This is a genomic window from Brevundimonas sp. UBA4553, assembly GCF_002387245.1.
GTDB lineage: Bacteria > Pseudomonadota > Alphaproteobacteria > Caulobacterales > Caulobacteraceae > Brevundimonas.
Genome location: NZ_DGLD01000019.1, coordinates 418,035 through 433,141 on the forward strand (window position 1 = coordinate 418,035; position 15,107 = coordinate 433,141).

At 64.7% G+C, this 15,107-nt stretch carries 13 protein-coding genes; all 13 read left to right on the forward strand.

Translation table 11 applies throughout. The features are described 5' to 3' along the window. Window positions 1-229 precede the first annotated feature (229 nt). The 13 genes from dnaE (at window position 230) to B4A39_RS14540 (ending at window position 15,102) form a co-directional block, all read left to right on the forward strand. Window positions 230-3,685, forward strand: a complete 3,456-nt coding sequence (dnaE, locus tag B4A39_RS14480) for a DNA polymerase III subunit alpha (RefSeq protein WP_292037260.1) — start codon at window positions 230-232, stop codon at window positions 3,683-3,685. Continuing rightward, window positions 3,685-4,092, forward strand: coding sequence for a DUF3224 domain-containing protein (locus B4A39_RS14485; RefSeq protein WP_292037261.1), 408 nt, complete (start codon window positions 3,685-3,687; stop codon window positions 4,090-4,092). The genes dnaE and B4A39_RS14485 overlap by 1 nt, the downstream gene beginning before the upstream one ends. A gap of 13 nt (window positions 4,093-4,105) precedes the next feature. Further along, window positions 4,106-4,456 (forward strand): GFA family protein, encoded by a 351-nt coding sequence (locus tag B4A39_RS14490; RefSeq protein WP_292037262.1) that lies wholly within the window; start codon window positions 4,106-4,108, stop codon window positions 4,454-4,456. Between the two features lie 164 nt (window positions 4,457-4,620). After that, window positions 4,621-5,469 (forward strand): 30S ribosomal protein S2, encoded by an 849-nt coding sequence (gene rpsB, locus B4A39_RS14495; RefSeq protein WP_292037263.1) that lies wholly within the window; start codon window positions 4,621-4,623, stop codon window positions 5,467-5,469. A gap of 99 nt (window positions 5,470-5,568) precedes the next feature. Next, window positions 5,569-6,510, forward strand: coding sequence for a translation elongation factor Ts (tsf, locus tag B4A39_RS14500; protein WP_292037264.1), 942 nt, complete (start codon window positions 5,569-5,571; stop codon window positions 6,508-6,510). A gap of 138 nt (window positions 6,511-6,648) precedes the next feature. After that, window positions 6,649-7,386: a UMP kinase gene (gene pyrH, locus B4A39_RS14505; protein WP_292037266.1), complete on the forward strand. Its 738-nt coding sequence runs from the start codon at window positions 6,649-6,651 to the stop codon at window positions 7,384-7,386. A 38-nt stretch (window positions 7,387-7,424) separates the two neighbouring features. Further along, the gene (frr, locus tag B4A39_RS14510) at window positions 7,425-7,982 is read left to right on the forward strand and encodes a ribosome recycling factor (RefSeq protein WP_292037267.1); all 558 of its coding nucleotides are present in this window, start codon (window positions 7,425-7,427) and stop codon (window positions 7,980-7,982) included. 30 nt (window positions 7,983-8,012) lie between these two features. Then, window positions 8,013-8,780 (forward strand): polyprenyl diphosphate synthase, encoded by a 768-nt coding sequence (gene uppS / locus B4A39_RS14515; protein WP_292037268.1) that lies wholly within the window; start codon window positions 8,013-8,015, stop codon window positions 8,778-8,780. Then, a complete protein-coding gene (locus B4A39_RS14520) occupies window positions 8,780-9,598 on the forward strand; it encodes a phosphatidate cytidylyltransferase (RefSeq protein WP_292037269.1) in 819 nt (272 codons plus the stop codon). Before uppS ends, B4A39_RS14520 begins: the two co-directional genes overlap by 1 nt. After that, window positions 9,595-10,791 carry a 1-deoxy-D-xylulose-5-phosphate reductoisomerase gene (gene dxr, locus B4A39_RS14525; protein ID WP_292037270.1) on the forward strand — a complete coding sequence of 399 codons (1,197 nt, stop codon included), beginning with the start codon at window positions 9,595-9,597 and terminating at the stop codon, window positions 10,789-10,791. The genes B4A39_RS14520 and dxr overlap by 4 nt, the downstream gene beginning before the upstream one ends. Window positions 10,792-10,814: 23 nt before the next feature. Further along, the gene (locus B4A39_RS14530) at window positions 10,815-12,032 is read left to right on the forward strand and encodes a M50 family metallopeptidase (protein WP_292037271.1); all 1,218 of its coding nucleotides are present in this window, start codon (window positions 10,815-10,817) and stop codon (window positions 12,030-12,032) included. A gap of 53 nt (window positions 12,033-12,085) precedes the next feature. Then, window positions 12,086-14,485: an outer membrane protein assembly factor BamA gene (gene bamA, locus B4A39_RS14535; RefSeq protein ID WP_292037273.1), complete on the forward strand. Its 2,400-nt coding sequence runs from the start codon at window positions 12,086-12,088 to the stop codon at window positions 14,483-14,485. A 32-nt stretch (window positions 14,486-14,517) separates the two neighbouring features. Further along, window positions 14,518-15,102 carry an OmpH family outer membrane protein gene (locus B4A39_RS14540; RefSeq protein WP_292037274.1) on the forward strand — a complete coding sequence of 195 codons (585 nt, stop codon included), beginning with the start codon at window positions 14,518-14,520 and terminating at the stop codon, window positions 15,100-15,102. Window positions 15,103-15,107 lie beyond the last annotated feature (5 nt).

Genomic DNA, 15,107 nt, shown 5'->3' on the forward strand with positions numbered 1-15,107 from the left:
AAGCAAGAATATAGAACATTTGAGGAACAACGGAGCTGGGGATAAACCGATGTCGCGTTGGGTGAGGGATATGCTGTCGCTTGCGTCATGCGGCGGCTTCGTCTGGATGATCTGGCAGGCGTCTTTCCTGGTGGCGTGATCGCCGCATCGACTCCCTGCATGATCTAGGTCTGGCCGCGCGGCGGTCGGATATGAGAGGTCCTGACGGTCGGGATCAGCGGAGTTTGTGTTGGCGGAAACGACGAACAGTCAGGGCTTTGTCCATCTGCGGGTTCGCAGCGCCTATTCCCTTCTTGAAGGAGCGATCAAGGCCGGCAAGATCGGCAAGATGGCTGCAGATGCGGGAATGCCGGCTGTCGCTGTCGCTGACCGCGCCAACCTGTTTGGCGCCTTGGAGTTCAGCCAGAATACGAAGGACGCTGGCGTGCAGCCCATCGTGGCCTGCGCCCTGCCGGTGCTCGGCATCGGCGGTCAGATCGCGGAACGTTGGGCCAAGACGCCGACCGTGGTGCTGCTGGTCCAGAACGAGCAGGGCTGGCTGAACCTGTGCGCCCTGTCATCCGCCGCCTATCTCGACGCGGGTGAGATGTCGGAGCCCGGCGTGCCTTGGGCGCAGGTTGTGGATAAATCCGAGGGGCTGATCCTGCTGTCGGGCGGTCCCGACGGTCCGGTCGACCCTCTGTTTGTGCAAAACAAGCCCGCGGAGGCCCGGGCGGCCCTGGCGGAGATGCAGCGCGTCTTTGGCGATCGCTTCTATGTCGAGTTGCAGCGCCATGGTCAGCCGCAGGAGCTGGCGGCGGAGAAGGGCTTGGTCGAATGGGCCTACGCCAACGACGTGCCTCTGGTCGCGACCAATGACGTCTATTACGCCAAGGCGGCGCAGGCGAAGTCGCACGACGCCCTGCTGTGCATCTCCGACGGCGCCTTCACCGGTCAGGAAGACCGGCGGCGCATCACCGGGGAACACTGGTTCAAGACCGCCGAGGCCATGCGGACCCTGTTCGCGGATCTGCCCGAGGCCTGCGACAACACCATCGACATCGCCCGCCGGTGCGCCTTCCTGGTGCAGACGCGGGCGCCGATCCTGCCGCGCTTCGACACCGGCGCCGGGCGATCGGAGGCGGACGAACTGGCGCACCAGGCGCGCGAGGGGCTGAAGCTCCGGCTGGAGAAGAACCAAGCCTATGCGCCCGAGGAAGACTACTGGAGCCGCCTGGAGTGGGAGGTGGGGATCATCCAGCAGATGGGTTTCCCTGGCTACTTCCTGATCGTTTCGGACTTCATCAAGTGGGCCAAGGTGCACGGCATCCCGGTGGGGCCGGGGAGGGGCTCCGGGGCCGGTTCGCTGGTGGCCTGGTCGCTGACCATCACCGATCTGGATCCCTTGCGGTTCGGTCTGCTGTTCGAGCGGTTCCTGAACCCCGAACGCGTCTCCATGCCCGACTTCGACATCGACTTCTGCCAGGAGCGGCGGGAAGAGGTGATCGACTATGTTCAGGACCACTACGGCAAGGACCGGGTGGCACAGATCATCACCTTCGGCACCCTGCAGGCGCGAGCCGTGCTGCGCGACGTCGGCCGGGTGCTGCAGATGCCGCTGGGGCAGGTGGACCGGCTCTGCAAGATGGTGCCGAACAACCCGGCCAACCCGGTGACGCTGGCGCAAGCCATCGATCTGGAGCCGCGCCTGAAGGAGGCGCGCGACGCTGAGGCCTCGGTTCGGACCCTGCTGGAAACGGCGCTCGAGCTGGAAGGACTTTATCGCAACGCCTCGACCCACGCGGCCGGCATCGTCATCGGCGACCGTCCGCTGACCGAGCTTGTGCCGCTGTATCAGGACCCGCGCTCGACCATCCCGGCCAGCCAGTTCAACATGAAGTGGGTCGAACCGGCGGGCCTGGTGAAGTTCGACTTCCTGGGTCTGAAGACGCTGACGGTGCTGGACCGGGCGCGCGAGTATCTGGAACGGCGCGGCGCCGCGCCGGAATGGAACCTGCTGCCGCTGGACGACGCGAAGACCTATGAGCTGATGGCCTCGGGGCAGACGGTCGGGGTGTTCCAGCTGGAATCCCAGGGCATGCGCGACACCCTGCGCAAGATGCGCTGCGGCTCCATCGAGGAGATCACGGCCCTGATCTCACTCTATCGGCCGGGGCCGATGGAGATGATCGACACCTATATCGACCGGAAGTTCGGCCGGGCCGAGGTGGACTATCTGCACCCCAGCCTGAAGGAGGTGCTGACCGAGACCTACGGCGTCATCATCTACCAGGAACAGGTGATGAAGATCGCCCAGATCCTGGCGGGCTACAGCCTGGGTGAAGCCGACCTTCTGCGCCGGGCCATGGGCAAGAAGAAGAAGGAGGAGATGGATTTCCAGCGCCTCCGCTTCGTCAAGGGCGCGTCCGAGAAGTCGGTGCCGGAAGGGCAGTCGGGCTCCATCTTCGATCTGGTGGCCAAGTTCGCTGGCTATGGCTTCAACAAGTCGCACGCCGCCGCCTATGCCCTGATTTCGTTCCAGACGGGCTGGCTGAAGGCCAATCATCCGGTCGAGTTCTTCGCGGCTTCGATGAGCCTGGACCTGTCCAACACCGACAAGCTGGCGGTCTTCTATCAGGACTGCCGCCGGTTCGAGGTGCCGGTCCTGGCCCCCGACATCAATCGGTCCTCGGCCGACTTTGACGTCCAATGGAAGGATGGCCAGGGCAGCGTCCTCTATGCTCTGGGCGCCATCCGTAACGTCGGCCTGGAGGCGATGAAGCATGTCGTAGAGGTGCGGGATGCGGGCGGGCCGTTCGCCGACATCTTCGATTTTCTGGAGCGAGTTGACCCCAAGGCGGTCAACAAGAGGGCGCTGGAAGGTCTGGCCAAGGCCGGGGCCTTTGACAGTCTGAACACCAACCGGCGTCAGCTATTCGAGCAGGCCGACACCCTGATCGCCTATTGCCAGAGCGTGGCCGCCGAACGCGCATCGTCGCAGGTCAGCCTGTTCGGCGCGGACCAGGCCGGGGCCGCACGGCCGCGGCTGAGGAGCGTCGAGCCGTGGGCGGGGCCGGACAAGCTGGATCAGGAACTGTCGGCGGTCGGGTTTTACCTGTCGGGCCACCCGTTGGAAGAGTTGACGCCGGCGCTGAAGCGTAAACGCGTGACCTTCGTGGCCGAGGCGCAGGGTCTGGCCGAAGCGGGGCACGAGGCCTTCATGATGGCGGGCGTGGTGCGCCGTCGTCAGGAGCGGGCCAGCGCCAAGAGCGGCGAGAAGTTCGCCTTCGTCACCTTCTCTGATCCGACGGGCGAGTTCGAATGCCTGTTCCCGCCTGAACAACTGCGCCGGTGTCGCGATATCCTGGAAGTGGGGGCTTCGGTTCTGGTCAAGGTGCGCGCCAAGTCGGCGGACGGCGAGGTGCGCTTCTTCGGCGACGACGCTAGCCGGATGGACGTCCTGCTGGACGACAATCAGATCGGGTTGCGGGTCATCCTGTCGGCGCAGTCGGCTGACGCCGAGGCGTTGAAAGCGCGGCTTGACCGGGCCAGAGCCCAGGGCAAGGGCGGCGAGGTCTGGCTACAGGCGACGCTGGGGGGGCGGACCGAGATCGAGATCAAGCTGCCGGGACGCTACCGTCTGGACGCCGCCCTGCGTGGGGCTTTGAAATCGGCCCCGGGCGTGGTGATGCTGGAGGACGCCTGATGACGGGAGGCATGGCCTTGAAGAATGCTCGCGGGACCTTTGATGTCGTCATCACGCCCGTTCCAGATGATGCGGCGCCCGATGCGCCGGGCCGGATGTTGCTGGCCAAGACTTTCCATGGCGACCTGACCGGAACAGCGGCCGGCGAGATGCTGGCGACCATGAGCCCGGAGCGATCGGGGGCCTATGTGGCGCTGGACCGCGTTCGAGGCGTGATCGACGGTCGTGAGGGCGGCTTCACCCTGGTGCATCGCGGCCTGATGGATCGTGGCGCGCAGGAACTGCTGATCACCATCGTCCCAGGGTCGGGGTCAGGGGCGCTGGCCGGTATCGCTGGCGTTTTCCATCTGACGATTGAGGACGGCGTCCATCGTTATGATCTGGAATACAGTCTGCCGACATCCTGAGAGGGGAACGACCATGACCGTGCACAAGGGATCCTGCCACTGCGGTGCGGTGGCCTATGAAGTCGAAGTCGGGCTGGAGGGTCTGATCGAGTGCAATTGCTCGCATTGCTATCGCAAGGGCTTTGTTCTGGCCTTTGCGCCGCGCGCGGCCTTTCGACTGACGGCGGGTGAAGAGGCGACCACCTCTTATTTCTTCAACCAGCACAAGATCGATCACCGCTTCTGCAAGACCTGCGGCGTCCAGCCTTTCGGCTATGGCGTAGCGCCTGAGGGGTCCGAGGTGGCGGCGATCAATGTGCGCACCCTGTCGGATGTGGAACCCTGGAGCTGGACCGCTCAGCGGGTGGACGGACGCAGCTTCTGACTGATTGGCTTGCCTTTTCCGATCAATCCGCCTAGAGAGCCGGCGCACTTCGCACGTGGGCGTGGCGCGGTCCGGGGAGACATCCCGGTCTGCACCGTTCCGAGGGACCGCCCGGTCCTTTAATCGCCCGCGCTAGGTTAGATCGGAAAAAGGAAAAGACGATCATGGCTCTGCCTGAATTCTCGATGCGTACGCTGCTGGAAGCCGGCGCTCACTTCGGCCACCAGACGCACCGCTGGAACCCGAAGATGGACCGCTACATCTTCGGCTCGCGCTCGAACATCCACATCATCGACCTGTCGCAGACGATGCCGCTGTTCCACCAGGCTCTGGTGGCTGTGCGCGACGTCGCCGCAAAGGGCGGCCGCGTCCTGTTCGTGGGCACCAAGCGTCAGGCCGCCGGCCCGGTGGCCGAAGCCGCCACGCGCTGCGCCCAGTACTACATGAACAACCGCTGGCTCGGCGGCACGCTGACCAACTGGCGCACCGTGTCGGGCTCGATCGCTCGCCTGCGTGAGCTGGAAACCCTGCTCGCCGGTGGCGGTGAAGGCCGCGTCAAGAAAGAGCTGCTGACCCTGCAGCGCGAGAAGGACAAGCTGGAATTGTCGCTGGGCGGCATCAAGGACATGGGTTCGATCCCCGACATCATGTTCGTGATCGACACCAACAAGGAAGCGATCGCGATCCAGGAAGCCCGCAAGCTGAACATCCCGATCATCGCCATCCTGGACACCAACTCGGACCCGGACGGCATCACCTACCCGGTCCCCGGCAACGACGACGCCGCACGCGCCATCCAGACCTACTGCGACCTGATCGCCGACGCCGTCCTGGACGGCCTGGCTGCCGGCGCTTCGGCCTCGGGCATCGACCTGGGCGCTTCGGAAGCTCCGGTTGAGCCGATGCTGCGTGAAGCCGCTGCTGCTCCGGTTGAAGCCGAAGCCGCTCCGGCCGGCACGGAAGGCGCCGCTGAAGAACTGCTCGCGACGACTGAAGAAAAGGTCGAGGGCTAAGACGCTCTCGGGCCCGGTCGGTGATCGGGCCTACGCCAAACTGACATGCGGTCGGGCTATCCATGCCCGGCCGCTCATTTGAATTTTCAGGAGAAGAACATGGCCGAGATCACTGCCGCCCTCGTGAAGGAACTTCGCGAGCGTTCGGGCGTCGGCATGATGGACTGCAAGAAGGCGCTGGTCGAAAACGACGGCAACATCGAAGCAGCAATCGACTGGCTGCGCGCCAAGGGTCTTTCCAAGGCCGCCAAGAAGGCTGACCGCGTCGCCGCTGAAGGCCTGGTCGCTGTCGCCGCCAAGGAAGACGGCAAGGGCGAAATCGCCGCCGCCATCGAGTTCAACGCGGAAACCGACTTCGTCGCCCGCAACGACCTGTTCCAGAACGCCGCCAAGTCGTTCGCCCAACTGGGCCTGGACCACCACTCGGTCGAAGCCCTGCACGGCGCTGAGCTGGAAGCCGGCAAGACGGTCCAGGACGAAGTGACCAACATGATCGCCACCATCGGCGAGAACATGCAACTGCGCCGCGCCGCCCGCCTGTCGGTGTCGGAAGGCGTGGTCTCGACCTACGTCCACAACGCTGTGTCGCCGGGCGTCGGCCGCATCGGCGTCCTGGTCGCCCTGGAAGGCGAAGGCGACAAGGCCGCGCTTCGCGAACTGGGCCGCAAGATCGCCATGCACGTCGCCGCAACGGCGCCGCTGTCGCTGAACACCGACGACCTGGACCCGGCCGCTATCGAGAAGGAACGCGCTGTCCTGACCGAGAAGGCCAAGGAAGAAGGCCGTCCGGAAAACATGATCGAGAAGATCGTGGAAGGTCAGATCAACAAGTTCCAGAAGGACGTGGTGCTGTCCAAGCAGCCGTTCGTGATGGACCCGGACGTGACCATCGAGCAACTGGTCGCCAACTCGGCCAAGGAACTGGGCTCCTCGAACCTGCACCTGGCCGGTTTCGTCCGCCTGGCGCTGGGCGAAGGCGTCGAGAAGGTTGAAGCCATGGACTTCGCGGCTGAAGTGGCCTCGATGACCGGCGGCAACTAACACCGAAGTTTCTTCCCGAAAGGGAAGAATTTTCAAAAGGGCGCGTTCGGCTTTGATGGCCGGCGCGCCCTTCGTCTATGATGAGCCGCCGATTCACCTCGCGCGGATGCTTAACCCCTGTATCCACGGACCAGACCCATGCCCGACGCCCCTTCCGAGTTTCGATACAAGCGCGTCCTGCTGAAGGTCTCGGGCGAGGTTCTGATGGGCGAGCAGTCCTATGGCATCGACATGAAGACGGTCGATGTCGTGGCGGCGGCCGTAGCCCAGGTCGCGCGCCAAGGCGTTGAAATCTGCCTGGTCATCGGCGGCGGCAACATCTTCCGCGGCCTGTCCAAGGCGGCGGAGGGCATGGATCGCGCCAACGCCGACTATATGGGTATGCTCGCGACCATCATGAACGCGCTGGCCATGCAGGGGGCGCTGGAGAAGATCGGCGTCGACACACGCGTTCAGAGCGCCATTCCCATGGCCGCCATCGCCGAGCCCTACATTCGTCGCCGCGCCATGCGGCACTTGGAAAAGGGTCGGGTGGTCATCTTCGCCGCCGGCGTGGGTGCGCCTTTCTTCACCACCGACTCGGGCGCTGCGTTGCGCGCCGCTGAAATGGGTTGCGACGCCCTTCTGAAGGGCACCAGCGTGGACGGCGTCTATACCGCTGATCCCAAGAAGGACGCGAACGCCACCCGCTATGACACGCTGACCTATCAGGACGTCCTGGCCAAGGACTTGCGCGTCATGGACGCCTCGGCCATCGCCCTGATGCGTGATAGCGAGATTCCCATCGTGGTCTTCTCGATCCGTGAGGAAGACTCGCTGCGCAAGACCCTGCGCGGCGAAGGCACCTTCACCGTCATCACCAACAAGGCCGCGTAAGCAGCCCTCGACCCGAACGACCAGACCAAGGAAGCACCATGGCCAAGCCCGACCTCAAGACCTACCGCGACCGGATGGAGAAGTCCGTCGCTTCGCTGAAGGAAGACTTTGCGGGTCTGCGCACGGGCCGAGCCAACTCGGGCCTGCTGGACCCAGTTCAGGTCGAGGCCTATGGCTCGACCTCGCCCCTGAACGCGGTCGCCGCCATCAGCGTGCCCGAGCCGCGCATGATCTCGGTCAGCGTCTGGGACAAGGGCATGGTCGGACCGGTCGAGAAGGCCATTCGCGCTGCAGGCCTGGGCCTGAACCCGATCGTCGATGGCCAGACCCTGCGCATCCCGGTCCCGCCGCTGACGGAAGAGCGCCGCAAGGATCTCGTCAAGCTGGCCGGAAAGTATGCTGAGCAGCAGAAGATCGCCGTGCGCAACGTTCGCCGCGACGCCAACGATGATCTGAAAAAGGCCGAGAAGGCGACCGAGATCAGCCAGGACGAACAGAAGAAGATGGAAGCCGAGGTCCAGAAGGACACGGACGCCGCCATCAAGAAGATCGACGAGGCCTTGAAGGTCAAGGAAGTCGAGATCATGCAGGTCTGACGCAGCCACGCGTCGGGAGGGAAATGCAGAATGTCGGCCGATACCGTCGCCACGGCGCCTGAGAAGGGGCCACGCCACGTCGCCCTGATCATGGACGGCAACGGTCGCTGGGCCGAGCGGCGCGGCCTGCCGCGCGTGGTGGGGCACCGGGAGGGCGTCCAGGCGCTCCGGCGAACGATCAAGGCGGCCCCCGATTTCGGCATCCGCTGCCTGACGGTGTTCGGGTTCTCGACCGAGAACTGGAGCCGTCCGGCTGACGAAGTGTCGGACCTCATGGGGCTGGTCCGCTCATTCGTGGGCAGCGATCTGAAGCGGCTGGAGGCTGCGGGGGTGCGCATCCGGGTGCTGGGCCGTCGCAAGGGTCTGCCCGCGGACATCGCCGCGATCGTCGATCGGGCCGAGGCGCAGACCGCCCATAACGACCGCTTCCTGTTGCAGGTCGCCTTTAACTACGGCGGCCGCGCGGATCTGGTGGATGCGGCTCAGAGGTTGGTCGATCAGGCGCGTGCGGGGCTGGCCGTGCAAGCCCTGACCGAGGACGATCTCGGCGCTGGCCTGTCGACCGCTGGCGCGCCGCCTGTCGACCTGATCGTGCGGACGTCGGGAGAGCAGCGCCTGTCGAACTTCCTGCTTTGGGAAGCCGCCTATGCCGAACTGGTTTTTCAGGACATTCTCTGGCCCGACTATGGGGCTGAGGCGCTGGGCGAGGCGGTCGCCCTTTATTCCAATCGCGAGCGGCGCTACGGCGGTCGCGACGTGCTGTCGGATGCAGCCGCAGCGAAGACGGCGGCGAACTGATGGCTTTGAAGATAGGCGACATCGGCCTTAGGGCGGCCTCGGCTGTGGTGCTGGCGCCGGCTGCAGTGCTCGCTACGTGGGCGGGCGGCGCCTGGTTCTGCGCTTTGGTTGTAGCGGCCTGCGGACTGTTGGCGTTCGAGTGGGCGCGGATGAGCGCGCCCCGATTCTGGCGCTCGGTCGGCGCCGCGGTGGCGCTCGCTCTGATCGTCGCCGTGGTCGCGGCGCACATCGGGCAGATGTCGCTGGCGCTGATCCTGCTCGTCTTCGGCGCCCTGGCGGCAGGCCTGTTTGCGCGGTCGCGCGGGGCTGAGGCTCTGGATGCGGCCTATGGCGTCCTTTATCTCGGCTGGCCGTGCGTGCTGCTGATCTGGTTGCGGGACCTCAACGACGCGCAGGGGCTCTATTGGACCGTGCTCGTATTCGCCGTGGCCTGGGCGTCGGACATTCTGGCCTACCTGGTGGGAAGCGCCGTGGGCGGACCAAAGCTGTGGCCGCGCTTTTCGCCGAACAAGACCTGGTCCGGCTTCATCGGCGGGCTGCTTGCCGGGATGATCGCCGGCGCGGCCATGGCCGGCTGGCTGGAGATGGGCCGTCTGAACATCTTCTGGGGAGGCGTTCTCGGTCTGGCGGCGGCCCTGGCCACCATGGCTGGCGACCTGTGGGAATCCGCGTTGAAGCGTCGTTTTGGGGTTAAGGACGCAGGCAACATCATTCCCGGCCACGGGGGTCTGCTCGATCGCGTGGACGGGTTGATGTTTGCGGTCGTGGTCGTCGCGGCCGGTCGCGTCATCGTTCTGATGCTGGGGCAGGGGACGTGATCGCCCGAAAGGTCAGCGTGCTGGGCTCGACCGGCTCGGTCGGGGCGTCGACGCTGGACCTGATGGATCAGGCCGAGATCGCCGGCTCAGGTGCGTTTCAGGTCGAGGTGCTGACCGGCGGAAACAATATCGCCAGGCTGGCCGAGCAGGCGCGGCGTTGGCGGCCCAGGCTGGCGGTGACGGCTGATCCCGCCCGCCTGTCGGAACTGCGCGACGCTCTGGCCGGAACAGGCGTCAAGGCGGCCGCAGGCCCGGAGGCCATAGTCGAAGCGGCGACGCGACCAGTGGACTGGGTCATGGCGTCCATCGTCGGGGCGGCAGGCTTGCGTTCGGCCTGGGCGGCGGCTGGAACCGGCGCGACGTTGGCCTTGGCCAACAAGGAAAGCCTGGTGTGCTGTGGTCCTGCGCTCATCGAGCGCGTCAAGCGCAGCGGGGGCAAACTGATCCCCGTCGATTCCGAACATTCCGCCATTTTCCAGGTGTTCCCCGCCGAAGCGCCCGAACAGGTGAGCAAGCTGGTGTTGACGGCCTCAGGCGGGCCGTTCCGGACCCTGGCGCGTGAAGCCATGGAGCGGATTACGCCGGAGCAGGCTGTGGCCCATCCCAACTGGAGCATGGGCGCCAAGATTTCGGTCGACAGCGCAACCATGGCCAACAAAGGTCTGGAGTTGATCGAGGCCGCCTATCTGTTCGCGATGGCCGGTGACCGTATCGATGTCGTGGTCCATCCCGAATCAATCATCCACAGCCTTGTGGAATATGTGGATGGTTCGACCCTGGCCCAGTTGGGCCCGCCTGACATGAAGACGCCGATCGCCTGCGCCCTGGCTTGGCCGGACCGTTTGGCCTGGCCGGCGCCGAAGCTGGACCTTGCAATGCTTGGCCGCCTGACCTTCGAGGCACCCGACGAGATACGGTTCCCGGCTCTCAAGCTGGCGCGGGAGGCTCTGGGGACGGGAGGCGTGGCGCCGATCGTGTTCAACGCCGCCAATGAAGTGGCGGCTCTGGCCTTCCTTGACCGCAGACTGGGCTTTCTCAATATTGCCGCAGTCGTCGCCGACACCTTGGAACGCGCGACGATTTCGGGGGTGAGTTCCGGTTCCGACGACGCCTGCGACACGGCTCTGGCCGTGGATGCTATGGCCCGACGGATTGCGAACGACATCATCGCCTCGCTCGCGATTGCTGCCTGAGGGCGACAGGAGACTTGATTGGGATGCTAGGCGTTGTTGGGCAGGCCCTGATCTATGTCGTGCCGTTTCTGCTGGTGCTGACGCTTGTCGTCACCGTCCATGAACTGGGTCACTTCCTGACCGCTCGGGCGTTCGGCGTAAAGATGGAGCGCTTCTCTATAGGTTTTGGCCGCGCCATCTTCCAACGCACCGACAAGCACGGCGTCGAATGGCGCCTAGGTTGGTTGCCGTTGGGCGGGTACGTCAAGTTCGCGGGCGATCTGGACGCCACGGGCGTGCCGGACAAGGCGGGCCTGGATGCGCTCAAGAAGGAGCTGGTGGCTGAACACGGCCCGGGCGCCGAGCGCGACTATCTGTATTTCAAGCCGTTGTGGCAGCGCGCCCTGGTCGTAGCGGGCGGGCCCTTCGCCAACTTCGTACTGGCCATTTTCATCTTCACCCTGCTGTTCAGTCTGGTCGGCGTCGAACTGCGCCCCGCACGTGTGGTGCAGGTGCAGCCTGGCTCGCCCGCGGCGGCCGCCGGATTCCAGACGGGCGACCTGATCACGCGCGTGAACGACAAGCTGATCGCGGACGGCGGCGAAGTCACTCGCGTCGTGGCGCTGAGCAGCGGCGACCCCGTGCGCTTCACGGTTGAGCGGGCGGGCGCAGAAGTCTTGCTGACCGCCACGCCGGAGCGCCGCACCGAGATTGATCCGATCGCGGGCCGCGTCTCCATGGGAAGAATCGGCCTTGGGCTTGGTTCCAGTCGCACCGAGGTGCGCCACGTCCGATATGGCCCGGTCGCCGCTGTGGGACAGGGGTTCAAGGAAACCGGCGCGATCCTGAACACGACCTTCACCTACATCGGCCGCATCTTCACCGGACGGGAATCGGGCGATCAGTTCAGCGGTCCCTTGGGCATCGCGAAGGCCTCGGGCGCGCTGACCAACGCCGCCGTCGCCGCTAATCCCGATCCTTGGGCCATGGCCGGAAATCTCTTGCTGACGCTGACCAGCTTCGCCGCCATACTTTCGGTCGGAATCGGTTTTCTAAATCTGATGCCCATTCCCGTTTTGGATGGGGGGCACCTGATGTTCTACGCCTATGAGGCGATGGCGCGCAGGCCTGTAGCGGCGAAGGTTCAGGAGGCGGGATATCGGGTCGGTCTTGCTTTGCTGGCCAGTTTAATGTTGTTCGCGACCTGGAACGACCTGCAGAAACTCAATCTCTTCAAATTCCTCGGCGGGCTCGTCTCGTGAGCCGACGCCAGCCCCCGATGGTTCCCCGAATGATTCAGAACGACAGTCGCCTTATGATCCGAACCCGTGGCCGTATTCTTGGACCCAGCGCCCTGGCCCTGGCCGTCGCCGCCGGCCTGGCCGGCCCGGCTCTGGCGCAAGCCACGCCTGCCGCACCGCCGGCCGCCGGCCAGCAGGACCCGCAAGTGGTCGTCACGGCTCCGGCTGAGGACCGCGCCGTCGTCAACCGCATCCTGGTGCGTGGCAACCAGCGGATCGATCAGACGACCGTCCTGTCCTACCTGCCGATCCAGCCCGGCGACACGATCGACGCGGCCGTGATCGACGTGGCCGTGCGCACCCTGTCGCGAACCAATCTGTTCGCCAACGTGCAACTGGGACTGCAGCCAAACGGCGATCTCATCGTCGAGATCGCGGAAAACCCGATCATCAACCAGGTGACGTTCGAGGGTAACAAGGCGCTCGCGCTGAAGAAGCTGCAGGACGAAGTCACGATCAAGCCGCGCGGTATCTACACGCGTGCCCGCGTGCAGGAAGACGTGGGCAAGATCGTCGAGCTGTATCGTCTGTCGGGCCGTATCTCCGCCACCGTCACGCCGAAGCTGGTGCAACTGGACCAGAACCGCGTGGATGTGGTGTTCGAGATTGACGAGGGGCCGGAAACCGGCGTCGCCGCCATCACCTTCCTGGGCAACACGGCCTTCTCGGACAGCGATCTGCGCGAGGTCATGGTGACCAAGCAGTCGAGCTGGTGGCGCCTGTTCAGCTCCAACGACAACTACGATCCCAACCGGCTCGATTATGACCGCGAGCAACTGCGCAAGTTCTATACGAACCGGGGCTATTACGACTTCCGCATCCTGTCGTCGGTGGCCGAGCTGAAACCGGACAGCAGCGCATTCGGCATGACGCTGACGCTGGATGAGGGCGATCGCTACACCTTCGGCGAGGTCAAGGTCGTTACGGAAAACGACCGTTTGAACGCCGACTTCCTGCAACGCCTGCTGCCGATCCGTTCGGGCGATCTGTATGAAAGTGATCGAATCGAGAGCGCCGTCGACACCCTGACGTTCGCCGCCGGTTCGGCGGGCTACGCCTTCGTCGAGATCAACCCCACCTATCGGGCCAATCCGGAAACCGACAAGGTCGACATCACCTTCAACATCCGCGAAGGGCAGCGCGTCTACATCGACCGCATCAACGTGGTTGGGAACACCCGCACCCTGGATTCCGTGATCCGTCGTGAACTGATGGTCGGCGAAGGCGACGCCTTCAACCGCTCGCTGGTCGAACGCTCGCGTAACAACCTGCGCGCGCTAGGCTTCTTCAAGGACGTCAAGATCGAAGAGACGCGCGGCAGCGCGCCCGACCGCTCAATCGTCAACGTCACCGTTGAGGAACAGCCGACCGGCGAGCTTTCCGTCGGCGCCGGCTTCAGCTCGGTCGACTCCTTCGTCCTGAACTTGGGCATTACGGAGCGCAACTTCCGCGGGCGGGGTCAGAACGTGGTGGCCCGAGCGGAGTGGGGTTCGCTGCGTCAGCAGATCGACTTCCGCTTCACCGAGCCGAAGTTCCTGGGACGCGACCTGCGGGCGGGCTTCGACCTGTTCCATACCCGTTATGACCTGAGCGAGTACTCGTCCTACGACTACCGCTCGACCGGCGGCGGCCTGCGTCTCAGCTATCCGCTGAACGGCTATTCCTCCTTCAGCGTCCGCTACTTCCTGAAGTCGGACGAGGTCATCATCCCCTCGGGCTACTGCAACGGCACCGGGTCTTCGGCGCTGTGCGATCAGGCGGGTGAGTTCCTGAACTCGTCGGCGGGCTATACGCTGCTGGTAAACCGCACCAATGATCCGGTTCGCCCGACGCGCGGCTGGTCGGCCTCGCTGAGGCAGGACTTCGCCGGTATCGGCGGCGACGTGAACTACCTGAAAACCGAGGCGGACGCCGCCTGGTACTATGGCTTCAGCCCCAACTGGATCGTCAGCCTGCAAGGCTCCACGGGCTATGTGTCCGGCTGGAACGGTGATCCGATCCGCATCAACGACCGCTTCTTCAAGGGCGGCAACACCTTCCGCGGCTTCGAGACGGCGGGTATGGGCGCGCGCGACCTGACCACGACCGATGCCTTGGGCGGCAACTTCTACGCCATCGGCACGATCGAGCTGACGGTGCCGAACTATCTGCCTGACGAGTATGGCATCAAGACTTCGCTGTTCGCCGATGTCGGCACGCTGGGCATGATCGACGACCGCTACACGGTCGACCCCGTCACGGGTCTGCCCAACCCGAACATCGTGGATGATCTTTCGCTCCGGGCTGCCGCCGGGGTCAGCATCCACTGGCGCTCGCCCATGGGACCGATCCGTTTTGACCTGTCCAAGGTTCTGTCGCAGGAAGACTACGACAAGACCGAGACCTTCCGCTTCTCCACCTCGACCCAGTTCTAACCGCAGCCTTCCAGACTGCTCAAAGGTTCAAGATGAAACTGTTCGCCATCGGCGCATTCGCCATTGCTTCGCTCGCCGCTTCGTCGGCTCTGGCCCAGTCGCAAGGCCCCGCCAATCCTGGCCCGGTGATCCCCGGCGTCTGCGTCTATTTCAACCAGCAGGCCTTGGCCCAGTCGACCGTCGGTCAAGCTGTTCAGGCGCGCATGGAGCAACTGGCTCAGGAAGTCCAAGGCGAGATCGCGCCCTATGCAACCCAGCTGCAGACGGAATATCAGGCGCTGCAACAAGGCGCGACGACCATTCCGGCCGACCAACTGAACCAGCGTCGCCAGGCGCTGCAACAACGCGCTCAGGAAGCTCAACAGCTGGAACAGACGCGCGACGCCGAGCTGCGCTACACCCTGGGTGAGCAGCGCCGTCAGATCTCGGAGGCCATCGAGCCGATCCTGGTCGCCGTCTATCAGGAGAAGGGTTGCGGCATCCTGGTCGACCGTGAAAGCGTCTTCATCATGAACCCGGCCATGGACGTGACGCCGCTGGTCATCCAGCGCCTGAACGCCGCCCTGCCGACGCTGAGCTTCAACCGCCTGCCGGTTCCGGCTCAGCCGCAGTCGTAAGACGG